This window comes from Microbulbifer maximicatervae (SeqCode), from assembly GCF_052467225.1.
Genome location: NZ_CP174303.1, coordinates 353052 through 375472, shown reverse-complemented (window position 1 = coordinate 375472; position 22421 = coordinate 353052). Strand labels below are relative to the sequence as shown.

Genomic DNA, 22421 nt, shown 5'->3' with positions numbered 1-22421 from the left:
GACTCCTGTGTCTTAGTCCTCGGCGGCGCTGTCTCTCTGCGCTAATGCTTGCTCCAGCATTTCGACTTTATCTTCGAGGCGTGCCAGTTTTTCGCGGGTGCGACGCAGTATCTCCACTTGGGTATCGAACTCCCGTTGGGAGACCAGCGGCAATTTGTCCAGTGAAACCTCAAGAGCACTACGCAAGTCGCTGGTTACCACGGCGCCTTGTTGTTGTAGCTCTTTCAGCAGCTGTTGCAGTTTATCGGCTGCCACAGGCAATTCCTCGCTAATCGGGTGAATATGAATAGTACTGGATTGTAACCCAGTGCATTTTGGGGAAAAAGCAGACTACCTGCGCACCGTTCTGAGTGCACTAAAAACCTTTGCTCCCCACTTCAGTGCACGGCCTGGTGGAGGGGCCTATGTTGGTGCATCTCATTGCCAATTCGCCTCTATTCGTACTGATTTCACTAACTTAATTTCCTCTAACTCATTGATTTTATTTGCGCTTGCGGTGTTGGCATCAAGTCTGCAAACAATCTGTGCAGGTGTCCCATTAACGATCATTGGGAGTCTGGGAAAGTAGCAGTTCACGAGACGCAAGCGACCCTCTGTCACACCCGACAGTGAAGGACTGATTGCAGGCGGCGCCATAAAAGCACTCGAAATAACAGCTTAAAAATTCTTGGAGGATCACAGTGGAAAATAAAATGTATAAAGTTGCCACTCTTGTCACCGGTGCCGCTCTCGCACTGGGCGCTGCAAATTTATCGATGGCCGCCGAGGGTGGCCCCAGCATCAGTGCCAATGCCGGTCTTGTTTCTGACTATAGATTCCGTGGAATTAGCCAGACTGATGGAGGCCCCGCAGTACAGGGTGGTGTCGATGTTGATTTTGGAAACGGCATTTATATTGGCACCTGGGCATCCCAAGTGGATTTTGATTACGGCTCCGATGAAACCGATTATGAACAGGATTTTTACGGCGGTTATAGCGGAGATATCAATGACAGTGTCAGCTTTGATGTTGGCTACATCTATTACGCCTATCACGGCGGAAATGCCGATGAAGATTATCAGGAAATATACGGCAGCCTGAGTTTTTCAGATTTAACGTTGGGGTTTGCCTATTCCAATGATTATTGGGCGGATACCGGTGAGTTTTATTACCCTTATGCGGAATATAGTTTCGCTCTTCCCTCAGACCTTTCTCTCGATCTACATCTGGGATTAAACCTTTTTGAAGAAGAAGGTTTTCTCGATGGATCTGATTCCTATATCGATTACTCCGTTTCCCTCAGTAAAGAATTTGGCGGCTTGAGCCTGAGCGCTTCTTTCGTGGGCACCGATGTCAGCGATAAAGAGTGCTACGAGACCGACTGGTGCGAACCTACATTGCTCGCCGGCGCGGCTTATACCTGGTAATACAAAAGGGCCTTCGTTAATGCGAGGGCTCGTTTTTCTTTAGGGGAATACCATGAAATTAATCACTGCAATCATTAAACCCTTCAAGCTGGATGCTGTGAGAGATGCCCTGCGGGAGTCGGGGGTTAATGGTGTAACGGTCACTGAAGTGAAGGGCTTTGGTCGCCAAAAAGGGCATACGGAGTTGTATCGCGGCGCAGAGTATGTGGTGGATTTTCTTCCGAAAACCATGCTGCAAATAGCGGTGGCAGATTCGCAACTGGATGCGGTTATCGAAGCAATTGGTTCCAGCGCGCAGAGTGGCAAGATCGGTGACGGAAAAATATTTGTCGCAGAGCTTGAGCAGGTCGTGCGCATACGTACCGGAGAAACCGGTAATGCAGCAATTTAATTAAAAACCGAAAACATAATTTTAATAAATATCCAGATTTGAACGGAGAGGAATATGGAGAACCAAATTTTTCAATTGCAGTATGCAATTGATACTTTTTACTTTCTGATGTGCGGCGCCTTGGTGATGTGGATGGCCGCCGGCTTTTCCATGCTGGAAGCCGGCTTGGTGCGCTCCAAAAACACCACAGAAATTCTCACCAAGAATGTGGCCTTGTTTGCGATTGCCTGCATTATGTATCTGCTGACTGGCTACGCCATTATGTACGATGGTGGCTGGGCTCTGTCTGGTATTGAGGCATTTAGTCTGGAAGGTGTCCTCAGCGATTCAGCTGAAAATGGTTTCGAAGGTGACTCCGTTTATTCCGGGGCTTCAGACTTTTTCTTCCAGGTAGTCTTTGTCGCTACCGCCATGTCCATTGTTTCCGGTGCGGTTGCCGAGCGTATGAAGCTGTGGAGCTTTCTGGCCTTTGCAGTAGTTTTGACTGGCTTTATCTACCCGCTGGAAGGTGCCTGGACCTGGGGCGGCAAAGAGGTCTTCGGCCTGTACAACCTGGGTGATCTCGGTTTCTCTGATTTTGCCGGTTCCGGCATCGTGCATATGGCGGGTGCAGCGGCTGCGCTTGCTGGTGTCCTGCTACTGGGCGCGCGCAAAGGCAAATACGGCCCCAACGGCCAAGTGTATGCCATTCCCGGTGCTAACTTGCCGTTGGCAACCCTGGGTACCTTTATCCTGTGGATGGGCTGGTTTGGCTTCAATGGCGGCTCCGTACTGAAGCTGGGCGATGCTGCCAGTGCGCACTCCGTCGCCATGGTCTTTGTGAATACCAATACCGCTGCTGCCGGTGGTGCTATTGCTGCACTGATCACCGCCCGTATCCTGTTCGGTAAAGCGGATCTGACCATGTTGCTCAATGGCGCCCTGGCCGGTCTGGTAGCAATTACTGCGGAGCCATCGACCCCGAGTGCATTGCAGGCAACCCTCTTCGGTATGATCGCTGGTGTGTTGGTGGTCTTCTCTATCATCACCCTGGATAAGTTGAAAATCGATGATCCGGTGGGCGCTATCTCCGTACACGGCGTTGTCGGCTTGCTCGGTTTGCTATTGGTACCTGTGACTAACAATGATTCCAGTTTCAGCGGGCAATTGATTGGTGCACTGACCATCTTTGGCTGGGTATTCGTCAGTTCATTTGCAGTGTGGTACCTGCTCAAGCTCGTCACTGGTATCCGTGTGAGCGAAGATGAGGAGCAAGAGGGTGTTGACTTGACCGAATGCGGAATGGAAGCTTACCCGGAATTTATGAACAAGTAAGTTAACAGTGTCGGTGCTGCCCCATAGGCGGGGCAGTGGCCTGGGTAAGGTTCTCTCGACGAGGACGAATCAGGGGAAATACTCAAGATGAAATTGATTACGGCTGTAGTAAAGCCCTTCAAATTGGATGATGTACGCACTGCCCTGTCTGAAGTGGGCGTGCAGGGAATGACCGTCACCGAGGTAAAAGGTTTTGGGCGTCAAAAAGGCCATACAGAACTTTATCGTGGCGCCGAATATGTGGTGGACTTCCTACCGAAAGTAAAATTGGAACTCGCTGTTGATGATGAGATGGTGGACTCCGCTGTTGAGGCAATCACCAAGGCGGCGCAAACCGGCAAAATCGGTGACGGCAAAATCTTTATCACGGCTCTCGAAGAAGTCATTCGTATCCGTACCGGTGAAACCGGTAGCGAAGCTGTGTAACCTGTTTGATAACTCTTTCATAACGTAGCGATTGAGTATCATAAGCCCCGCAAGGGGCTTTATACGCACTTCTGATAAGTCCCGCTATCTCGCCTTCGATCTTTGTTATCTATTTTGCTTGAAATACCTGCTACGGGGGCAGGCGCAAAAATCTGCATAACTAACTGAAATATTCCCATTTCATTTCCCAACAAAAAACTCTACAGCCTCCTCCTTGTGTTACTGGCACGGGGGTGGGGAACTGCCTATAAATTAATCGCCGCTATTGACGCGGTAGGGGATCGCCACTGAAAAGTGGTTGTCAGTTTTGTAGATGCCGCGGGAAAGGGGCGGCACAGAGGTACTCCCTCTGTAACAGGAGTAAAGGTTACAGGGTTTTAGCTATGAAAGATGGTTATGAAGATCAGGGTAAGAACTCTCGCAGCAAGGACTCCGAGGAATTTGCAGAAGAGCGCAGTATCACCTCTCGCCAGCGCGCCAGAAGCCAGTTAAGTTCCGATGTAGAGGAGTTTCTCGCCGGTGGCGGCGCGATTAGTGAAGTTGATCCAGAAGTTACCGCCGACCCCCCGCGCAAACCGCAGCCAAAATATGGCAGCCGCCCTATCTAATCTCTCTGGTCGCTGTTGCTCCTCCAGCAGGAGGAGTGACAGTTGGCCAAACCCCTCTCAGCCTCTCAGAGCTTTTACCGATTGAGCAGTTTCGGTAGCAGGCGCTCCAGGACTTCGCCGATATAGGATAGGAATAAAGTACCCAGGCTAGACCGGTAGTACTGGGGATCAGCAGAGCCTACCGCTAGGGTGCCAAGTTGATTGCCCAAAGGAACTACGGCAGCTGAAGCGATATATTGCGCTTTTTCCGCAAATAGGAATTCTTTTTCCCGCTGGCGCAAAACACCACAGATGGGGCGGCCGTTACGAATTATTCCGCCAATTGCCGTCTCGGCATCGGAAAATGTGCTGGTCTGAACTTGTCCTAGGCTTTGGCGGGGAGCAGATAATGGCTCGAATAGAGTCAGGCTGGTGAACTCAACATTGAAGTCAGCGGCGAAACTGGCATAGAGAGCTTCTGTGACTTCACCGATATTTTCAGCTTCCAGCAGTGCCAGGATAAGTCGGCGGCTATTGAAAAATAACTGGTCGTTGTCCCGGGCGTTGTGCAAGAGCTGGTCGAGGCGCTGGCGCATTTCGATATTGCGCTCTCGCAGCAAATTCGTTTGGTGGGTCATCAGCGACACGGTCTTGCCATTTTCCCGCGGCAACTTGATGGTTTCCAGCAGTTCCATGCGCTCTTCAAAGAACTCTGGATTTTGAATCAGGTAGCGAGCTACCTGCCGTGCCAGCAGTTTATCGTCACGCTGGGTTTCCTTGTGAGTGTCGCCGGCAATCTCTTCTGGGGGCTGATTGGCGTCTGTGTGTTCCATTGTGTTTGCTTTTTCTGGCACGGGGATGGGGCATCGGACAACTGATGTGATGAAGCGTTCTGCTCTCTGAGTTATCCCGTACCCGCTTGTGGCGGGTTTACTGCCAAATACCCGGACAATTGTTTAGAGAATAATCTGCCCGTGAAAAACCGTGGTTGCGGGCCCGATCATAGTAACTGGCTGGCCGGGTCCGCTCCAGTGAATTGTCAGTATGCCGCCGGGGAGCTGAATTTGGACTTTGTCATCCACCAGGTCTCGCAGGCGTGCGTATACCATGGCAGCACAGGCGCCTGTGCCACAGGCACGAGTTTCGCCAACCCCGCGCTCAAATACCCTGAGCTGGGCTTCGGTGCGTGTATCCACTTGCAGAAAGCCAGCGTTGACCTTTTGTGGGAACCGCGGGTGGCGTTCAATTAGGGGCCCGAGTCTTTCTACCGGTGCGGAAGCGATATCTTCCACCAGCAGAACCGCGTGGGGGTTGCCCATGGATACAGCACCAATGGTGAAGGTCTCCCCGTCCACTTCCAGGGGATAGGACTCTGCACGGCGATCGGCGGAAAAAGGTACTTTTTGGGGCTCGAGGACCGGTGCTCCCATATCGACACTAACCTGATCCCCGTCCAGTACTCTCAGGTGTAGTAAACCGGCGGCAGTTTCTACCTGGATATTTTTCTTACCGGTAAGGCGGCGTTCACGTACAAAGCGGGCAAAGCAGCGGGCGCCATTGCCGCAATTTTCCACTTCGCTGCCATCGGCGTTAAATATTCGATAGCGAAAATCCGCCTCGGGTGTGCGGGGCGGCTCCACCAGCAGTACCTGGTCGCAGCCCACGCCGAGGCAGCGGTCTGCCAGGCGACGAGTTTTTTCCGGGGTCAGTTTAATTTTTTGGCTGACGCCGTCGAGCATCACGAAATCGTTGCCGAGCCCATGCATCTTGCTGAATTTAACGCGCATTCCATTTCTCTGTTCGTACTGATTTTCCGCGGCGTTAGCTGCGGTTTGGGGCCCGGGCTGAAAAATGGACCCCACTGCGATGCAAGTAGCTGATCAGGCTTTTTTGGGGACAGTGGTCTCACCGCGAACCAAGTCGGCAAAAGTCTCCCGCTCACGCACCAGGTAAGTTTTGTCGCCATCCACAAGTACTTCAGCAGCGCGACAGCGGCTGTTGTAATTGGAACTCATGGTGAAACCGTAGGCACCGGTCGACAACATGGCTAACAGCTGCCCCTCTCGTAGAGATTGGGAGCGATTTTTACCCAGGAAGTCGCCCGTTTCGCATACCGGACCGACAATATCCCACAGGGTACTTTCACTCTCGTCCGGTGTCACTGGCACAATATCCTGCCACGCTTGGTAAAGGGCTGGACGCAGGTTGTCATTCATGGCGGCGTCGACGATAGCAAAGTTGTGTTCTTCGGTACGCTTCAGGTATTCGACCCGGGTCAGCAGGGCGCCGCCGTTGGCGGCAATGGAGCGGCCGGGTTCGAGAATCAGGGATAAATTGCGTTCGCCGATACGCTTGTGGACCTCCGCCAGGTAATCCCCGACAGGGGGTGGTTCCTCACCCCGATAGCGCACACCGAGGCCTCCGCCCAGATCCAGGTGTTCCAGGGTAATTCCCAGCTCGGCGAGCTGATCGATAAGAACCAGCAGGCGATCGAGTGCATCCAGGAAGGGGGCGACTTCGGTGAGCTGGGAACCGATATGGCAGTCCACACCGGTAATTTTCAGATGCTCGGAATCCGCCGCGTGCTGATAAACCTCGATCGCCTTGTCTATGGCGATGCCAAACTTATTTTCTTTGAGACCGGTGGAAATATAGGGGTGGGTTTGGGCATCCACATCGGGATTGACCCTGATGGAAATTGGGGCGGTCTTGCCACACTCTGCGGCCACGCGCTCAAGGCGATCAATTTCCGCTTCTGATTCAATATTGAAGCAGTGCACCCCAACCTCCAGAGCGCGCCGCATTTCCTCTGAGGTTTTACCCACTCCGGAAAATACGATTCGCGATGGGTCGCCGCCGGCGAGCAGCACTCGCTCAAGTTCCCCGCCGGAAACAATATCAAAGCCCGCCCCCAGCTGTGCCAGCAGTGACAGAATGCCCAGGTTACTGTTGGCTTTCACTGCGTAGCAGATTAGGCCGGGACGATTGCCGAGGGCCTCGGCGTAATCCCGATATTGCCGTTCAAAGTGTGCGCGGCTGTACACATAAGTGGGGGTGCCGAAATTCTCAGCTATTTGTTCCAGTGAAACCTGCTCAGCCCACAGGCTACCGTCGCGATAACTAAACTCTCTCATATGACCGGTTCTTACTCTTCTAAATCTTCCTCGACATTGGAGTCATCCGCTGTGCCCGATTCGTCGTCGACTTCGATAGTCGGGCCGGTCTCAATGGTGTCATCGATATCAAAGTCGGGCCCATAGCCGTCTTCAGATTCAATTTCATCAACAGTTTCCACCGCTTGCTCTGCTGCAGAGCCGGGCTCGCCGGGTTGTGCTGCACCACTGGTGGGTACTGTCTCCGGCGGGCCACCTGGAATATTGGAGGCGGGCATGGCGGGGTCCTGTGGAAGATAGAGAGGACCTTTTTGGCCACAGCCCAGTAACAGTGCGGTGGCACCGATGGTGATTGTTAATAGAGAGAGTCGTTTTTTGAGCATCGATAACATCCTGAGAGTCGGAGATTCGCAGCGGCAACCGGCAAAAGCCTGATAGTATAGCGGCCCACCTGATTCAACACATTACACGGTAACAGAAGTAACCAAAGATGAGCCAAGCGGAATATGATGCGGCTGTGGAGCAGACTCTAATCGGTATTGAGGATGCACTCGATCACTGCGATTGGGATATCGACTACGAACGCAGTGATGCGGTGCTGACCCTGACCCTGGAAGACAATGGCAGCCAGGTAATTCTCTCGCGCCAGTCCGCCAACCGGGAGTTGTGGGTCGCCGCCAAATCCGGTGGCTACCATCTTTCTTTTGAAAATCCCGGTTGGAAGTGCACCACGACCGGTGAGGACCTGCCGACTTTGCTCGACCGCGTATTGAGCGAGCAGCAAGGCGAACAGGTTTCCCTCGGATTATCCGCTTAAACAGCGCTTAAGTGCGCTGCGAAATCTCTTCCCGTGCGCGTTTACAGGCCGCGCGCACTTGGTTTGGTGCGGTACCGCCAATATGATCGCGAGCCGCAACCGAGCCCTCTAAAGTCAGCACCTCAAATACATCTTCGTCAATTTCTGTTGAGAACTGTTGTAGTTGGGTCAGGCTGAGTTCGGATAAGTCTTTATCCTGTTCAATAGCAAAGGATACGGACTGCCCGACAATCTCGTGAGCATCGCGGAAGGCCACTCCTTTGCGTACCAGGTAATCGGCCAGATCCGTTGCGGTGGAGAAGCCCTTGGCCGCAGCTTCCAGCATATTTTCTTTTTTTGCCTTCAGTGCCGGCGCCATATCGGCAAACACGCGCAGGCAATCCAGTGCGGTATCGGCGGCATCGAATAGCGGTTCTTTATCTTCCTGGTTGTCCTTGTTGTAGGCCAGCGGTTGGCTTTTCATCAGTGTCAGCAGCGCAATCAGGTGGCCGTTAACCCGGCCGGTTTTTCCGCGCACCAGCTCCGGAACATCGGGATTTTTCTTCTGTGGCATAATTGAGGAGCCGGTGCAGAAGCGATCGGGCAGATCAATAAAGTCGAACTGGCTGGAAGTCCACAGCACCAGCTCTTCACTGGCCCGAGACAGGTGGGTGAGCAGCAGCGCGGCGAAAGCACAGAACTCGATAGCGAAATCCCGGTCGCTGACTGAGTCGAGGGAGTTTTCTGTGGGGGCATCGAAGCCCAGCAGCTCCGCTGTGCGTGCGCGATTGATCGGATAGCTGGTGCCGGCCAGTGCTGCGGCCCCCAGCGGTGAGCGGTTAACCCGTTTGCGGCAATCCATGAGGCGCGCGAAATCCCGGCTCAGCATGGCATTCCAGGCCAGTAAGTGGTGGCCAAAGGTCACCGGTTGCGCGCTCTGTAAGTGAGTAAAGCCGGGCATAATGGTATCGGCTTCGCGCTCCGCTATATCGACCAAGCCATTTTGCAGGCGGGTCAGTTCGGCAGCAATTAGATCGATGCGCCCACGCAGCCACAGGCGGATGTCGGTTGCCACCTGATCGTTGCGCGAGCGGCCGGTATGCAGTTTCTTGCCAGTGGCACCAATGCGTTGGGTCAGGCGCGCTTCGATATTCATATGGACATCTTCGAGCTGCACAGACCAGGGAAATTCTCCCGCTTTTATCTCTTCGGCGATGCCCTTCAGGCCGTCGGCTATCTTGTGATATTCATCAGCACTTAATACCCCCACTTCTGACAACATCTGCGCGTGGGCAAGTGATCCTTGGATGTCTTCCATGGCCATGCGCTGGTCAAAAGTCACCGAGGCGGTAAATCGCTCGACAAAGGCATCGGTGGCTTCACTAAAGCGGCCGCCCCAGAGTTTGGCGGCAGGATTGTTGGCGGACTCGGAGGGGGATTTTTCGTTACTCATGGTTTTCCTGGCTGCAGTGAGATGAAAGGCTGGGGAGCTTGGTGATATCTTGCGCTTGGAACTTTGGGACAATCAAGAATAACAACTGCATGTCATTCCCCTGGCCGTCGGGCATTATAACGCAGAAAATTCGAAAATATCGCACAGGAAATAAGGATTCTGCGCAATCTGGGCAGCTTCCGTTTCTGCCAGACCTCTGCAGTGTCACCTCTCTGGCGGTACTGGTGTTGATGGGGGAATTGCTGGCATTGGTGCTGGTCCTGGCCCTGGATGGTTTACCGGAATTCAGTTGGCAGCGCCTGGGGCTGATCTCTCTGGTGATCCAATGGGTGATATTGCCCTCGGCCGCGCTACTTTGCCGGCTTCGGCCGAGCCTGGCGAAAATGCCCCACAAACTCGCTGGTGGCTTGAGTTTTATTGCAGTGCTGTCGGTGCTCATATTGGTGATGGCAGTGCAGCGCTCCCTGCGCGCGGTGCTGTTACAGACCAGCTTTGACAGCTGGGGGTTTGCGGGCGACTGCCTGCTTGGGGCTATTTGTGCGGGGGTGGTATTGCGCTACGCCTATCTTCAACAGCAACTCTACAACCAGCAGCAGGCGGAGCTCGGCGCCCGAATCGAGGCACTTCAATCGCGGATTCGCCCCCACTTCCTTTTTAACAGTATGAACAGCCTGGCTAGTTTGATCGCTGTTGATCCTGATCGCGCGGAGCGGTTGGTAGAGGATTTATGTGCGTTGTTTCGTGCAAGCCTTTCCGATCCAAAGCTGGTGCCTTTGGCGCAAGAGGTCACTCTAGCCCAGCGCTATCTAGAGATTGAAGCCCTGCGTCTGGGGGAGCGTTTGCGCCAGAGTTGGCAGCTAGACGAGGGCCTGGATAAGGTTCAGCTGCCCAGTATGTTGCTACAACCCCTATTGGAGAATGCGGTGTTGCACGGTGTGGCACAGTTGCGGGTAGGCGGAGAGATCAGTGTACAACTCTCGCAAGAGGGGGGCATGTTCAAAGTTGTTATTGAAAACCCATTGCCACAGGACAGTACAGTTCCTGCGAAGACAGGTAATGGCATGGCGACAGAGAATATTCGCCAGCGTCTCACTGCATACTACGGCGATCGCTTCAAATTTACCGCCCGTCGGGAGGAGGGCCGGTACCGGGTCATACTACAGCTACCCTTATCTCCCCGGGAAGTGGACCGGCGGGAAATAGAGTCCACCACAAATTCCAAGAAGACTATCGAGGTGATGGAGTGACCCAATTGCGCGTACTAATTGTTGATGACGAGCCTTTAGCTCGTGCCCGTCTGCACCGGCAGTTGGAGAGGATCGATAATTGTATTGCTGTGGGAGAAGCGGCAGATATTGAAGTCGGACTATCACAGATCCGCGAACTCGACCCGGACCTTGTGCTACTGGATATTGAAATGCCCGGTGGTAGCGGCCTGGAATTGGCTCAGCAGTTATCCAGCTTCGCGTGTCCACCGGCAATAATTTTCTGCACCGCCCACGATGAGTTTGCTTTGCCCGCTTTTGCCACCTCAGCGGTTGGGTATCTATTAAAACCTGTGAATGTCGAACAGCTGCGCGAGGCGGTTTCCAAAGCGCAGCGTCTGAGTAAGCCGCAGCAGCAGTTGTTAACCAAGCAGGATCTGGAGGAGCCCAGTGGCCGCAGCCGTATTAAGGCGATAAGTCGCCTGGGGGTGGAGTTGCTGGATGTAGATTCTATCCGCTGTTTGGTTGCGGACAGCAAGTATGTTGTAGCCCATCACTCCGCTGGAGAGACCATTCTGGATGAGTCTCTAAAAGAGCTTGAGAGTGAGTTTGGACAGCGTTTCGTGCGTATTCACCGCAGCGCACTGGTGGCTGTGCAATATATTGTTGGGTTGCGCAGGGAAGGTACAAATTACCGGGTAGAGCTGGATGGCGTAACAGCAGCGCCGCTGGTGAGCCGGCGCATGCTGCCTTCGGTAAAAGGATTGATCGCAGAGATGTGTTAGAGCTTAAATGCTTCCGCGGATAAAAACAGCGAGTACGGCTGCCACCATTAATACCGCAAAACATACCCTGATTATTCGCGCCTGCCTGGGTTTATGAAAAACCGGCCTCAGGCTTCCTCCTAAGCACAACCAGATAAAATCCACCGCAGCGGCTACCAGTAAACAGACCAAGCCTGTGGCTAAATAGCTCAGGCCACTCTCTTCAATCGGTAGTAAGAATTGGGAGAATATGGCGAGAAAAGCAGCATAGGCCTTGGGATTCAATAAGTTAAAAATAAACCCATCCAGCAGCGACGGAGGCTGAGCCGTCGACGATTCGCCCTGCTCCAGTACCGGGGCCGTGGCAATTTTGATCGCGATATAGCCAATATATAAGGCACCGCAAAGCTGAACCGCCAAGCGCGCTTCTGGCCAGGCTGCCAGTAGTGCGGCGATGCCGGCGGTTGCCCCGACAATGGCGACACTCAGGCCAAGCAGGATGCCGATAAGGAAACCGCCGCTTTTTCTCACTCCAAATGTCGCTCCCGATGCGGCCAGGGCAAGTGGTGCTGGACCAGGGGAGCCGAGCAATAGAGCGGTTGCTGCAATTAGTGAAAAGAGTGCTTCTAACATATTTTTTGGTCCTACTTCCCGCCTGCAACGTCAATAAATGAACCGGTAGTAAAGGTGGATTCATCACCGAGTAGCCAAGCCACAGCTTTAGCCACTTCCTCTGCTCGCCCCCCACGCTTGAGTGGAATCGCAGACTTTACTCGCTCAATTCTGTCTGCTTCGTCACCATCAGCGTGCATTTCTGTATAAATAAAGCCAGGCCTAACACCATTTACGCGAATCCCTTCATCGGCAACTTCCTGGCTGAGCCCGATGGTCAGCGTATCGACAGCGCCCTTACTCGCTGCATAGTCGATGTACTCGTTAGGTGATCCCGAACGGCTGGCAGCAGAGGAAATATTCACGATGGTTCCTCCAGTGCCCCCATTTTTGATAGACATTCTTTTGATTGCTTCCCGGGAGCAGAGCAGGGTGCCGGTGATGTTGTTACGCAGGATTTCATTGATGCGCTCAGCGTCCATCGTTTCGATGCGCATTTGCGGTTTAATGATTGCCGCGTTGTTAACCAGGCAGTTAATTGGGCCTAGTTGCTCGTCGACCATATTGAATAGCTGAACAATATCTTTCTCTGAGGATATATCGGCGCGAACGGCTATTGCTAAAACACCAAAAGATCGAAGTTCGACGATCAGTTCTTCCGCTTGCTGCTTGCGCTGCCGGTAGCTAATGGCAATCTGGTACCCCCTGTGGGCAAGTAATTTGGCTGTCGCGGCACCAATGCCCCGGTTGCCGCCAGTGATCAAGGCAACTTTTTTATTCATATTGATTGGTCACTCTTTAAACGGGATATTGCGCAGGAAAATAGAGACTTATTGAAAGGCTATTTTCTTCCAATAAAAATGCTGCAAAAAAGAGCCTGCGATATCATTCAATATCGGGCGGGATCAGCTTTTGCATTGCGGAAATATCCGCAGCGGATTATACCGGGTGAAAACCGTTTACAGGCTGGGGACCTTTGATATGTCTGTAAACGGTTTTGATCTGGCTGGATCGGGGGCTAGTAGAGCTGAGGACCACCGTCTCCGTACTCTGAATCATTTTGTAGACTCAACTCGCCAGCGGCACTATTTAAGTACTCGGCATCGGATTCGGATTTGAGCTTAATCATCAGGCGCAAATCGTTGGCGGAGTCGGCGTGGGAGAGGGCATCCTCATAGGTAATTTCTCCCCCATCGTAGAGCTCGTAGAGTGCCTGGTCGAAGGTCTGCATTCCCTGCTCACCAGAGCGCTTCATCAACTCCTTGATCTTATCCACTTCGCCTTTGCGGATCAGGTCCGACATCAGTGGGGTATTGATCATGATCTCAAGGCAGGCACGGCGGCCATCGCCATCGGGGGTTGGTACCAGCTGCTGGGCCACCATCGCCTTCAGGTTGAGGGACAGGTCCATAAACAACTGTTTGTGGCGGTCTGCCGGGAAGAAGTGAATGATCCGATCGAGGGCCTGGTTAGCATTGTTGGCGTGGAGGGTACACAGACACAAATGGCCGGTCTCGGCGAAAGCGATGGCGTGGTCCATGGTTTCGCGGGAGCGTACCTCACCGATCAGAATAACATCTGGTGCCTGACGCAGAGTGTTTTTCAGGGCTACATCGAAAGACTCGGTATCCAGGCCCACTTCGCGCTGGGTCACAATACAGCCGCGATGCTGGTGGATAAATTCGATCGGGTCCTCAATGGTGATGATATGGCCCTTGGTGTTCTCATTGCGGTGGCCGATCATGGAGGCGAGGGATGTGGACTTACCGGTACCGGTGGCGCCCACAAAAATGATCAGCCCGCGTTTGGTCATGGCCAGGTCTTTGAGTACGTCGGGTAGTCCGAGTCCATCGATAGTGGGGATTTTGGTTTCGATGCGACGCAGCACCATACCCACCAGATTGCGCTGGAAGAAGGCCGATACCCGGAAACGCCCCACGTTGCGCACTGCAATCGCGAAGTTCAATTCCTTTTGCTCGGCGAACTCGCGCCGCTGTTTCTCGTTCATGGTTCCCACCACCAGCTCGCGCGCTTTCTCTGGCGTGAGCGCGGTGCTGCTACAGGGCACAACTCGGCCGTGCAGTTTGATGGAGGGCGGGACGCCCGCCGTGATAAATAAATCCGAAGCGCCCTTCTCTACAACCAGTTGTAGAAGTCTTTCAATATCCATGGTGTTTACCGCGTTTTATCTCGACTTTGCTTCCCCAGATTGGGGGCGGGTTTTGGCCGTTTAGAAGTTCTCCGGCATCTTGGCTTTTTCGCGAGCCACTTCGCGGCTAATGATGCGGCGTGCCACCAGGTCTTCCAGACATTGGTCCATGGTCTGCATGCCGACGCTGGCTCCGGTCTGGATGGCCGAGTACATCTGCGCGATTTTGTCTTCGCGGATCAGGTTACGGATGGCTGGGGTACCACGCATAATTTCGTGGGCAGCGACCCGGCCACCACCGTTTTTCTTCATTAGCGTCTGGGAGATAACGGCCTGTAGGGATTCCGACAGCATTGAACGCACCATGGCTTTCTCCTGCGCGGGGAATACATCCACCACACGGTCAATGGTTTTGGCGGCGGAAGTGGTGTGCAGGGTACCGAATACCAGGTGACCGGTCTCTGCCGCAGTCAGCGCCAGGCGAATGGTCTCCAGGTCCCGCATCTCACCCACGAGAATAATATCCGGGTCTTCACGCAGTGCAGAGCGCAGTGCCTCGGCAAAGCCGTGGGTATCCCGGTGTACCTCACGCTGGTTCACCAGGCACTTCTTGGATTCGTGCACAAATTCGATCGGGTCCTCGATGGTGAGGATATGCTCGTATTTATTGTCGTTGATGTAGTCCATCATCGCCGCCAGGGTGGTGGACTTACCGGAACCCGTGGGCCCGGTCACCAGCACCAAGCCACGGGGAGTATCCGAAATCTGCTTGAATACCTGACCCATTCCCAGGTCTTCCATAGTGAGAACTTTGGAGGGAATGGTCCGGAATACGGCGCCGGCACCCCGGTTGTGGTTAAAGGCGTTTACACGAAAGCGGGCGACACCGGGGACTTCAAAAGAGAAGTCTGTTTCCAGTAGTTCTTCGTAATCCTTGCGCTGCTTATCGTTCATGATCTCGTAGATCAGGCCATGTACCTGCTTGTGCTCCATTGAGGGCAGGTTGATACGGCGCACGTCGCCGTCGACACGGATCATCGGCGGCAGGCCCGCCGAGAGGTGTAAGTCCGAGGCGTTTTGCTTGGCGCTAAAGGCGAGGAGTTCAGTGATATCCATACTGCTACCTTATGGTTCTTGTTTGGGCTCAGGTAAAATCGCCGCTCAAATCGGTAAGGGCATCAGTATATGCGCAAAGAGACAATCGTCGAAAACCTGAATGCAGTAGGTGAGCGGATTGTGACATGCTGCAACAACTGCGATCGCAACCCTGCAGAAATTACCCTGTTGGCGGTTTCCAAAACACGACCGGCGGAAGACCTGCGGATTGCTTTTGCAGCTGGCCAGCATCACTTTGGCGAAAATTATTTACAGGAAGCCCTGCAAAAACAGGATGCCCTGTCCGACCTGGATATTCACTGGCATTTTATTGGGCCGCTTCAATCGAACAAAAGCCGCGCTGTGGCAGAGCGATTCCAATGGATGCACACGGTGGATCGCTTAAAAATTGCCCAACGTCTGTCGGCACAGCGTCCCAGTAATATGGCACCACTCAATATCTGCTTGCAGGTGAATATCGATGGCGAGCAGAGCAAGTCTGGCATAGCTCCACAGGATTTGGTGGCTCTGGCGCGTGAAGTGATGACATTGCCGGGACTATGCCTGCGCGGTTTGATGGCGATCCCCGCTGCTCGTGACAATGTATTTGAGCAGGAAAAACCGTTTATTCAGTTGGCGGGGCTGTTGCAAAGTCTTCGCGAAGAATTTCCCGAGCAGGCTCTGGATACTCTATCCATGGGGATGTCTAAAGATATGGAGGCTGCTATTGCCTGCGGTGCCACTATTGTGCGTATCGGCACAGATATTTTTGGGGCACGAAACTATTCTGCATGACAGAATTAGTACGCAAGTAGACTTTCTTGGGATATGGGATGACAAAATCTGGGACTGTAGATGTATTGCTGCTGCTTTTATCAGTGAGCGCAGTTCTATCTTTGTCTGTAACGAATAGTGTGCTGGTGACCTGGGTGGCGCTTGAGTGGTTGGCTTTTATCTGCCTGATTGCATTTATATCTCCCAAAATCTCATTGGTTACCGGCTTTTTGAATTCGGCTGTTACCGGGATATTCGGGGATAAGAGCCGTTATTGGCTTTGGATATTGGCGATTGTTCTTAACTTGATTGCGATTGTGGAAACATTTCCCTTTCTGTTTAGCTAATCAGGGGTTCCTTACATAGTTCAGTTATTAAAAGAAAACGGCCCTAAAGGCCGTTTTCTTTTTCTGGGAACAAATAATTATTGTTCATTCAAGCTGAGCTGCTTTTTTTGATTTTCACTTAGTAGGTGTTCGGCAAAGAAGAGAGCTGTTGCCTGGGTAAAGGCATCACTGTTCTCTTTCTTGCGATAGCCGTGCCCTTCATTGAGTGCGTTCATATACCAGACTTGATTGCCATTCTCACGAAGTGCAGCCACGATTTGCTCAGCCTCGGTGACAGGTACCCGAGGGTCATTTTGTCCCTGCACTACAAACATTGGCACCTGGATCTTGTCCACATTGTTGTTGGGGCTGATTTTTTCCAGGAAAGCGCGCATCTGCGGATCCCGCTCATCACCGTATTCGACTCGACGAAGGTCGCGACGATAGCTCTTGGTATTGGTGAGGAAGGTGACAAAGTTAGAGATGCCGACGATATCCACTGCTGCTTTTAAACGATCGGAGTAGTAAACACTACTGGCCAGCACCATGTAACCACCGTAGCTGCCGCCAAACACAGCAACGCGTTCCGGATCCAGGTCAGGCTGGGTAGCAATCCAGTCCAGAAGAGCACCGATATCCCTAACTGAGTCCTCGCGCTTGTAGCCGTTATCCATGGCTAGGTAGCTCTTACCATAACCAGCGGACCCGCGTACATTTGGAGCAATTACAGCAACGCCAAGTTTTTCTAGCCACAGCTGGTATGTGCTGGAAAACATGGGACGGTACTGTCCTTCAGGGCCACCGTGGATTGAAATAACCACAGGTACAGGGCCTTTGGCATTACGCGGCTTATAGACGAATGCGGGAATTTCACGCGGCTTTCCATCCACCTCGTCGAAAGTCGGATAGTGCACCAGTTCGGGTTCGACAAAGCTTTCGCTGTCGAGACCACCGACTTCACTGAATGTCCATCGGGTAAGGTCACCACTGGATAGCGGGCGGCGGCCAAGGTCCATGACAAAGGAATCGGAGGGAGTTTTAGGTGTGTTTAGGGTTAGGGCCAGCTTATCACCTTCGGGGTTAAATTCTATTCCGCCGATAAGACCGATCGGCAGCGAGTCGACCTTGCGGTAGCGGTCATTGCGTGGATCGTATAGATAGAGGGTGGACATACCATTTTCGTTGGCGACAAAAGCGCCGCGGCGACCGTCTTTACTTAGGATAAAGCTGCTGATATCCCAGGGGATATCGGAGGTAATTATCTTTTCACTGCCACTCTCCAGGTCTTTGCGGATCAGTTGGGTAAATTCGCGCCCTTTGTCAGAGATGATATAAACCGAATGATTGTCATAACTGAAACCCGCTGGGAAATTGCGGGAATCAGCCTCTTCATCGCTCGTGCCGGCGAGTAGTGAGACTTCGCCGCTGTCGAGATCCAGTAAATGGACATTGGATCGAGTGGAGGAGATATATTGCATGACCAAAATTTGGCTGCCGGATTGTGAGAAATCACTGGGCCCCCACCAACTGCCATCCTCAGACTTAAGGATCAAGCGGTCTTCTTTTTTGTCACCGTCGAAAGTGGTTAGCCATATATCATTGGCCCTGCCATCTCGGCGAGTACTCTGGTAAGCGATAGCTGAGCCCTGCTTATTCCAGAGAATACTGCCATTGCGAGATTCACCATCGGTAATCATCTCGCTAGTGCCGTTTTCTGTATCAAACAGGAAAATCTGGGCGTATTCATTGCCACCGGCATCCATGGTGAATGCCAGCTGGCGATGCTCCGGGCGGGTAGACATACCGCCTATCGGCTCTTCGAAAAAAGTTAGTTGTCGGCGAGCGCCACCAGCATTCTCTACCTTGTGTAATTGAGAAACTTCGCCGAAGCGGGTACTGACATAGATACCGTTACCGTCAAGGTCCCAGCCCCGGAAGCTAGCTGAGCGTACGTTTTGATAACGATTGAGCTCATTGATGATAGTTTGGGGAATGTTTGGCACATCTTCGAGTACCAATTGGCCGTTATTTAGCGTGCGAGTTTCTACTGCACCAGCTGCACTGGTCGCAGTGATCAGTGTCGCTATAAGCAGTGAACGCCATCCTTTTTGCATACTGTCCTCCGTTAGGAGCCACTTGGTATGGCTCTCTTGTTATTTGAATCTGGCGGCCACATATTAGCGGAATGCCCCGAACGGGGAAAAGCGACAAAATTTTTGTAACCGCCCAAGGTGATATGAGTGAGTACAGCGAACCCTAAGATGGTTTTTATTGGTGGTGCCGGCAATATGGCGGGGGCAGTGATCGGTGGTTTGGTGGCCTCCGGTTATCCGGCGGACCGGATCACTGCTACAGGCCGTGATCGGGACAAGCTCAATGCTTTTGCCGAGAGCCACGGGGTAGCTATTAGTGACGATAATGTTGCCGCTATTGTCGATGCCGATGTAATTGTGCTGTCGGTGAAACCGCAGGTTATGCGAGAACTTTGTGAGGGACTGAAACCCCATTTGGTGGATCGCTCGCCCTTGATTATCACTTTTGCTGCGGGAATTCCGCTCGCGGCTTACCATCGTTGGATGGGAATGCACCTCCCTATTGTCAGGGCTATGCCTAATACCCCGGCCCTGGTGCAAACCGGAGTTACCGGTCTTTATGCCGATAGCAAGGTTACGGGCGAACAGAAGGAACTCGCCGGGCGCATCGTCGATGCGGTAGGCATCTCATACTGGGTTGAGGAAGAGCGCGGTATCGATCAGGTGATTGCGGTAGCGGGATCGGCGCCGGCTTACTTTTTCCAGTTTATGGAGGCCATGATTGATGCGGCTTCCGCTGGTGGTCTTGCCCGTGCGGATGCGGAGCGCCTTGTGTTGCAAACTGCCCTGGGCGCCGCCAAACTGGCGGTCGCCAGCGATGTTGACGTCGCCCAGTTGAAGCGCAATGTGATGTCACCAGGTGGAACCACTGAGCGAGCTGTTCAACGGTTCGAGCAGGGTGGGTTGCCGCAATTAGTGGCCGATGCCATGCGCGATTGCGAGGAGCGGGCGACAGAAATGGCAAAGGAATTGGATCGGTAACAGGTTCCGATCCAATTGGGTAGGTGCAGCAGTGGCTGCTGAAAATCTTTTTGTTTAGGGTTTATCCATGGTCAATACCTTCAGCGATATCGGCGTTTATGTCGTGGGCATACTGGGCATTTTGTTCCTTTTCGCCGTGTTATTGCGTTTCCTATTGCAGTTGGGCCGTGCGGATTTTTACAACCCCATATCTCAGGGAGTTGTGAAGGTCACCAACCCTTTGCTGCTGCCGCTGCGCAAAGTGGTGCCAGGACTTTTTGGCGTCGATATGGCCTCAGTAGTGCTGGCGTTGATAGTCGGTTGGGCGATGATTATGGCTTGCGCCATGATTGCAGGTTACGGCCTGGTTAACCCCCTCAGTGCCCTGCTGTGGTCGTTGATCGGCTGTGTTTCCACTGTGATAGCGATGGTGTTTGTCGGCTTATTGGTCTCCATCGTTGCCAGCTGGATTGCGCCGAATAGCGGCCATCCAATTTTAATTTTACTGCACCAACTCCTGGAGCCATTTTGCGGACCTGTGCGACGCTTGATTCCGCCGTTGGGGGTGATTGATATCAGCCCGATATTTGTCTTTATCCTGCTCACTGTGATTAACAGGCTGCTTATTGGTTTTGCCCAAATGGCCAACATGCCGGCTTTCGTGTACAGCCTGTTTTGGCATATCCCCGGCTTTTAACCGGACTCTAATCACTCCAAAATATCCCCTGCATCTTTCAAGCCCCGCCCTCTGGGGCTTGCGCAGTTGTTCGAAGGTTTCTTAAATTGTGACCGGCTGAACATTTCTTCACCTGTGCGCACTAGATCGTATTTGGCGCGGTGTTAGACTCTTATACTATCGACTGACGGCTCTTTCTCTTGTCTTAGTAGGGGCCGGTAGTTCCGGGTCTCAATAACAAGAACACCGTGAAATGGAAGACGCACTTTTACGCCAGCATATTTCTGACTACGACCGTTGGAAAAAGAATCTCGATCGCCAGTTTGCCCACTTCAGCCAATGGCTTGAACAGCACTTCTCTAATTCTGCTGGTGCCTGCCAGGTTGTACAGCAGGCCCGTGCCCTACTTGCAGATGATCAGTTCACCCTGGTTTTAGTTGGGGAGTTTTCACGGGGGAAAACTGAACTGCTCAATGCCCTGTTGTCGCAAACTTACGGACAGCGTCTACTGCCCTCAAGACCGGGGCGCACCACTATGTGTCCCACGGAAATTTTCAGTGATGGCGGCGAGCGCGCCAGTTTGCGTCTGCTTCCGATTGAGACCCTGGCGACGAATACCAGCCTGGAGAGCTTCCGTCGAATTCCGCAAAAGTGGGTAACTCACGAGTTTGATGCCAATGATCCCGAGGCGACCCGAGAGACTTTATTGAAGGTTGCCTCGACCAAGTCAGTAATGCCGGAAGAGGCCGCTCGCTATGGCTTCGATCGGCGCCACTTGGATGGCAAAGGGAATCTAGTTGAGATCCCCGCCTGGCGCTTTGCTTTGATTTGTCTGCCGCACCCATTGCTGGATCAGGGGTTGCGTATTATTGATACCCCGGGACTGAACGCCCTCGGCAATGAGCCGGAGCTCACATTGAGTACGTTGCCCGGGGCCCAGGCGGTTGCCTTTCTGCTGGCTGCCGATGCTGGGGTAAGTGGTACCGATATGAGTATGTGGGAGACTCACCTGGCGCCATTGCAAGAGCATCGCGGAACATCCGTAATGGCCCTGCTCAACAAGATGGATGTGCTTTGGGATGATCCGGAGGAGGATGCTGAGCTGCTGTTGCGACGCATGCGCAGCGAAGTGGCCGGTCTCTTGTCTCTGCCTCAGGAAAGTGTAGCCGGTGTCTCTGCAAAAATGGCTTTGTTGGGGCGCCAGCAGCGGGATGCGGATTTGGTGCGAAGCAGCCGCTTCGGTGAGTTTGAAAGGATGCTGGTTCAGCGCCTGTTGGAGCACCGGCATAAAATGGCCGAGCACCGCTCACTGCATCAAGCTCTCACCCTGATGGCTGATACCCGCGATCTACTCAAGCGTCGTTTGAATAGTGGTCGGGCAGCGCTGGCTCACCTGCAGCGCAATAGTGGCAACACCTCAGAGCAATTGGCAGAGTTGGAACAGTTGCAGACGACTGTGCGCGAGCAGCATAAGATTTGTCATCAGGAATTGCTGACGCTCAAATCCAGCCAGAGAATGCTTACACGACAAAGTACTTCTTTGTTGGCGCCAATATCCAGACAGCAGTTGCAGGCGTTGATTGACGATACCCTGGCTACTCTCAATCGCCGTTGGACGCCTATGGGCATGGCCAGGGCTATCGATACTTTTATGGAAGGGGTAGATCATCAGATGTCTAACCTCGAGCGGGAAGTGGATCAGGCTAATCGCTTGCTCGACGCTGTATTTGAGCGCTCCAGCTTGAAGAAAGTCGATGATGCCGAGCAGTATTTTACTATCCGCAAATTTCGCTTCGCGTTGCGTGGACTGCATCGCCAGGCCGCTCAGCTGAGGCGATCCCCACAGCTGTTATTGGCGCGCCGCAGCCGTCTCAGCGAGCGCTTTATTACCACGCTTGCCAGTGAAGTGGGTCGGCTGTACGACGATATGGGTAACAAAGCGGAAAATTGGTTAGAGCAGGCTCTTGAGCCTCTTAAACAGCATGCGCAGTATCAGAAACAATTACTCAATCGCCATTTGATTAAGCTCACCGAGTTGAAACAGAAAACTCGCAGTCGTCGCACGGATCTTCGAACTCTCGAGGATGAGGTTCAGCGCAATGATAAGGCGCTGGTGGCGTTAGAGGATTTATTGCGGCACAACAGCTCTGCACCACAGCCGGTTGCGCCGGCGCCGCGCGCGCACAATGTAACCCCCTTGAAGGCCTCCCATACCACCTGAATTGGGTGCTAATTGATATTGGTTCTGACTGGCATTTGTTATAAGTTGCAGTGATCTTAT

General features: G+C 53.0%; 24 protein-coding genes. 13 read left to right on the top strand and 11 right to left on the bottom strand.

Annotated elements, in window-relative coordinates; all coding sequences use genetic code 11:
• Window positions 1-12: 12 nt before the first annotated feature.
• Entirely contained in the window at window positions 13-255 is a 243-nt protein-coding gene (locus ACJJIZ_RS01550) for an accessory factor UbiK family protein (RefSeq protein ID WP_444915000.1), read from the bottom strand.
• A 437-nt stretch (window positions 256-692) separates the two neighbouring features.
• Here ACJJIZ_RS01550 and ACJJIZ_RS01545 point away from each other — a divergent pair, with 437 nt between their 5' ends.
• From ACJJIZ_RS01545 to ACJJIZ_RS01525, 5 genes are all read left to right on the top strand, one after another.
• Window positions 693-1406 carry a TorF family putative porin gene (locus tag ACJJIZ_RS01545; RefSeq protein ID WP_444914999.1) on the top strand — a complete coding sequence of 238 codons (714 nt, stop codon included), beginning with the start codon at window positions 693-695 and terminating at the stop codon, window positions 1404-1406.
• Window positions 1407-1458: 52 nt separating this feature from the next.
• Complete coding sequence (locus ACJJIZ_RS01540; RefSeq protein WP_282930336.1) at window positions 1459-1797, top strand: P-II family nitrogen regulator; 339 nt, start codon at window positions 1459-1461, stop codon at window positions 1795-1797.
• Window positions 1798-1851: 54 nt separating this feature from the next.
• A complete protein-coding gene (amtB, locus tag ACJJIZ_RS01535) occupies window positions 1852-3111 on the top strand; it encodes an ammonium transporter AmtB (RefSeq protein WP_444914998.1) in 1260 nt (419 codons plus the stop codon).
• 87 nt (window positions 3112-3198) lie between these two features.
• Window positions 3199-3537 carry a P-II family nitrogen regulator gene (locus ACJJIZ_RS01530; protein WP_108731383.1) on the top strand — a complete coding sequence of 113 codons (339 nt, stop codon included), beginning with the start codon at window positions 3199-3201 and terminating at the stop codon, window positions 3535-3537.
• A 383-nt stretch (window positions 3538-3920) separates the two neighbouring features.
• Window positions 3921-4145 carry a hypothetical protein gene (locus tag ACJJIZ_RS01525; RefSeq protein ID WP_108731384.1) on the top strand — a complete coding sequence of 75 codons (225 nt, stop codon included), beginning with the start codon at window positions 3921-3923 and terminating at the stop codon, window positions 4143-4145.
• A gap of 74 nt (window positions 4146-4219) precedes the next feature.
• Here ACJJIZ_RS01525 and ACJJIZ_RS01520 read toward each other — a convergent pair whose 3' ends face one another.
• The 4 genes from ACJJIZ_RS01520 to lptM all read right to left on the bottom strand — a co-directional run bounded on the left by ACJJIZ_RS01520 (window position 4220) and on the right by lptM (window position 7620).
• On the bottom strand, window positions 4220-4957 hold the full coding sequence (locus ACJJIZ_RS01520; RefSeq protein WP_444895478.1) for a DUF484 family protein: 738 nt from the start codon (window positions 4955-4957) through the stop codon (window positions 4220-4222).
• 123 nt (window positions 4958-5080) lie between these two features.
• Entirely contained in the window at window positions 5081-5911 is an 831-nt protein-coding gene (gene dapF, locus ACJJIZ_RS01515; protein ID WP_444914997.1) for a diaminopimelate epimerase, read from the bottom strand.
• A gap of 93 nt (window positions 5912-6004) precedes the next feature.
• Window positions 6005-7258 (bottom strand): diaminopimelate decarboxylase, encoded by a 1254-nt coding sequence (gene lysA, locus ACJJIZ_RS01510; RefSeq protein ID WP_444911921.1) that lies wholly within the window; start codon window positions 7256-7258, stop codon window positions 6005-6007.
• Between the two features lie 11 nt (window positions 7259-7269).
• Window positions 7270-7620: an LPS translocon maturation chaperone LptM gene (gene lptM / locus ACJJIZ_RS01505; protein ID WP_282930330.1), complete on the bottom strand. Its 351-nt coding sequence runs from the start codon at window positions 7618-7620 to the stop codon at window positions 7270-7272.
• Window positions 7621-7727: 107 nt separating this feature from the next.
• Here lptM and cyaY point away from each other — a divergent pair, with 107 nt between their 5' ends.
• Window positions 7728-8054, top strand: coding sequence for an iron donor protein CyaY (gene cyaY, locus ACJJIZ_RS01500; protein ID WP_282930329.1), 327 nt, complete (start codon window positions 7728-7730; stop codon window positions 8052-8054).
• A 7-nt stretch (window positions 8055-8061) separates the two neighbouring features.
• Here cyaY and argH read toward each other — a convergent pair whose 3' ends face one another.
• Entirely contained in the window at window positions 8062-9486 is a 1425-nt protein-coding gene (gene argH, locus ACJJIZ_RS01495) for an argininosuccinate lyase (protein ID WP_444914996.1), read from the bottom strand.
• 89 nt (window positions 9487-9575) lie between these two features.
• Between argH and ACJJIZ_RS01490 the strand changes: the two genes are divergently transcribed.
• Together ACJJIZ_RS01490 and ACJJIZ_RS01485 are read left to right on the top strand one after the other, a co-directional pair.
• Window positions 9576-10733, top strand: coding sequence for a sensor histidine kinase (locus tag ACJJIZ_RS01490; protein ID WP_444914995.1), 1158 nt, complete (start codon window positions 9576-9578; stop codon window positions 10731-10733).
• Entirely contained in the window at window positions 10730-11476 is a 747-nt protein-coding gene (locus tag ACJJIZ_RS01485; RefSeq protein ID WP_413664050.1) for a LytR/AlgR family response regulator transcription factor, read from the top strand. The genes ACJJIZ_RS01490 and ACJJIZ_RS01485 overlap by 4 nt, the downstream gene beginning before the upstream one ends.
• Window positions 11477-11479: 3 nt before the next feature.
• Here the strand turns inward: ACJJIZ_RS01485 and ACJJIZ_RS01480 are convergent, their stop codons facing one another.
• The 4 genes from ACJJIZ_RS01480 to ACJJIZ_RS01465 form a co-directional block, all read right to left on the bottom strand.
• Window positions 11480-12088, bottom strand: a complete 609-nt coding sequence (locus ACJJIZ_RS01480) for a LysE family translocator (protein ID WP_413664051.1) — start codon at window positions 12086-12088, stop codon at window positions 11480-11482.
• A gap of 11 nt (window positions 12089-12099) precedes the next feature.
• Window positions 12100-12849, bottom strand: a complete 750-nt coding sequence (locus tag ACJJIZ_RS01475) for an SDR family oxidoreductase (RefSeq protein ID WP_444914994.1) — start codon at window positions 12847-12849, stop codon at window positions 12100-12102.
• A gap of 236 nt (window positions 12850-13085) precedes the next feature.
• Entirely contained in the window at window positions 13086-14237 is a 1152-nt protein-coding gene (locus ACJJIZ_RS01470; RefSeq protein ID WP_108731394.1) for a PilT/PilU family type 4a pilus ATPase, read from the bottom strand.
• A 60-nt stretch (window positions 14238-14297) separates the two neighbouring features.
• A complete protein-coding gene (locus ACJJIZ_RS01465) occupies window positions 14298-15332 on the bottom strand; it encodes a type IV pilus twitching motility protein PilT (protein ID WP_108731395.1) in 1035 nt (344 codons plus the stop codon).
• A gap of 69 nt (window positions 15333-15401) precedes the next feature.
• Between ACJJIZ_RS01465 and ACJJIZ_RS01460 the strand changes: the two genes are divergently transcribed.
• The gene (locus ACJJIZ_RS01460) at window positions 15402-16106 is read left to right on the top strand and encodes a YggS family pyridoxal phosphate-dependent enzyme (protein ID WP_444914993.1); all 705 of its coding nucleotides are present in this window, start codon (window positions 15402-15404) and stop codon (window positions 16104-16106) included.
• Window positions 16107-16144: 38 nt separating this feature from the next.
• Window positions 16145-16432: a hypothetical protein gene (locus ACJJIZ_RS01455; protein WP_444911926.1), complete on the top strand. Its 288-nt coding sequence runs from the start codon at window positions 16145-16147 to the stop codon at window positions 16430-16432.
• 77 nt (window positions 16433-16509) lie between these two features.
• On the opposite strand, the gene ACJJIZ_RS01450 is transcribed toward ACJJIZ_RS01455, so the two are convergent.
• The gene (locus tag ACJJIZ_RS01450) at window positions 16510-18525 is read right to left on the bottom strand and encodes an alpha/beta hydrolase family protein (RefSeq protein WP_444914992.1); all 2016 of its coding nucleotides are present in this window, start codon (window positions 18523-18525) and stop codon (window positions 16510-16512) included.
• Between the two features lie 126 nt (window positions 18526-18651).
• Here ACJJIZ_RS01450 and proC point away from each other — a divergent pair, with 126 nt between their 5' ends.
• From proC to ACJJIZ_RS01435, 3 genes are all read left to right on the top strand, one after another.
• Window positions 18652-19485, top strand: a complete 834-nt coding sequence (gene proC / locus ACJJIZ_RS01445) for a pyrroline-5-carboxylate reductase (RefSeq protein WP_444914991.1) — start codon at window positions 18652-18654, stop codon at window positions 19483-19485.
• Window positions 19486-19552: 67 nt separating this feature from the next.
• The gene (locus tag ACJJIZ_RS01440; RefSeq protein WP_413664057.1) at window positions 19553-20161 is read left to right on the top strand and encodes a YggT family protein; all 609 of its coding nucleotides are present in this window, start codon (window positions 19553-19555) and stop codon (window positions 20159-20161) included.
• A 232-nt stretch (window positions 20162-20393) separates the two neighbouring features.
• The gene (locus tag ACJJIZ_RS01435) at window positions 20394-22361 is read left to right on the top strand and encodes a dynamin family protein (RefSeq protein ID WP_413664058.1); all 1968 of its coding nucleotides are present in this window, start codon (window positions 20394-20396) and stop codon (window positions 22359-22361) included.
• The last annotated feature ends 60 nt before the right edge of the window (window positions 22362-22421 follow it).

Excerpts from the sequence above, each read along its gene's own strand:
- ACJJIZ_RS01520 (WP_444895478.1), bottom strand. The coding sequence starts at position 4,957 with ATGGAACACACAGACGCCAATCAGCCCCCAGAAGAGATTGCCGGCGAC.
- ACJJIZ_RS01545 (WP_444914999.1), top strand. The coding sequence starts at position 693 with ATGTATAAAGTTGCCACTCTTGTCACCGGTGCCGCTCTCGCACTGGGC.
- amtB (WP_444914998.1), top strand. The coding sequence starts at position 1,852 with ATGGAGAACCAAATTTTTCAATTGCAGTATGCAATTGATACTTTTTAC.
- cyaY (WP_282930329.1), top strand. The coding sequence starts at position 7,728 with ATGAGCCAAGCGGAATATGATGCGGCTGTGGAGCAGACTCTAATCGGT.
- lysA (WP_444911921.1), bottom strand. The coding sequence starts at position 7,258 with ATGAGAGAGTTTAGTTATCGCGACGGTAGCCTGTGGGCTGAGCAGGTT.
- ACJJIZ_RS01540 (WP_282930336.1), top strand. The coding sequence starts at position 1,459 with ATGAAATTAATCACTGCAATCATTAAACCCTTCAAGCTGGATGCTGTG.
- ACJJIZ_RS01470 (WP_108731394.1), bottom strand. The coding sequence starts at position 14,237 with ATGGATATTGAAAGACTTCTACAACTGGTTGTAGAGAAGGGCGCTTCG.
- ACJJIZ_RS01490 (WP_444914995.1), top strand. The coding sequence starts at position 9,576 with ATGTCATTCCCCTGGCCGTCGGGCATTATAACGCAGAAAATTCGAAAA.
- argH (WP_444914996.1), bottom strand. The coding sequence starts at position 9,486 with ATGAGTAACGAAAAATCCCCCTCCGAGTCCGCCAACAATCCTGCCGCC.
- ACJJIZ_RS01460 (WP_444914993.1), top strand. The coding sequence starts at position 15,402 with ATGCGCAAAGAGACAATCGTCGAAAACCTGAATGCAGTAGGTGAGCGG.
- ACJJIZ_RS01480 (WP_413664051.1), bottom strand. The coding sequence starts at position 12,088 with ATGTTAGAAGCACTCTTTTCACTAATTGCAGCAACCGCTCTATTGCTC.
- ACJJIZ_RS01455 (WP_444911926.1), top strand. The coding sequence starts at position 16,145 with ATGACAAAATCTGGGACTGTAGATGTATTGCTGCTGCTTTTATCAGTG.
- ACJJIZ_RS01440 (WP_413664057.1), top strand. The coding sequence starts at position 19,553 with ATGGTCAATACCTTCAGCGATATCGGCGTTTATGTCGTGGGCATACTG.
- dapF (WP_444914997.1), bottom strand. The coding sequence starts at position 5,911 with ATGCGCGTTAAATTCAGCAAGATGCATGGGCTCGGCAACGATTTCGTG.
- lptM (WP_282930330.1), bottom strand. The coding sequence starts at position 7,620 with ATGCTCAAAAAACGACTCTCTCTATTAACAATCACCATCGGTGCCACC.
- ACJJIZ_RS01465 (WP_108731395.1), bottom strand. The coding sequence starts at position 15,332 with ATGGATATCACTGAACTCCTCGCCTTTAGCGCCAAGCAAAACGCCTCG.
- ACJJIZ_RS01475 (WP_444914994.1), bottom strand. The coding sequence starts at position 12,849 with ATGAATAAAAAAGTTGCCTTGATCACTGGCGGCAACCGGGGCATTGGT.
- ACJJIZ_RS01435 (WP_413664058.1), top strand. The coding sequence starts at position 20,394 with ATGGAAGACGCACTTTTACGCCAGCATATTTCTGACTACGACCGTTGG.
- ACJJIZ_RS01525 (WP_108731384.1), top strand. The coding sequence starts at position 3,921 with ATGAAAGATGGTTATGAAGATCAGGGTAAGAACTCTCGCAGCAAGGAC.
- ACJJIZ_RS01450 (WP_444914992.1), bottom strand. The coding sequence starts at position 18,525 with ATGCAAAAAGGATGGCGTTCACTGCTTATAGCGACACTGATCACTGCG.
- ACJJIZ_RS01530 (WP_108731383.1), top strand. The coding sequence starts at position 3,199 with ATGAAATTGATTACGGCTGTAGTAAAGCCCTTCAAATTGGATGATGTA.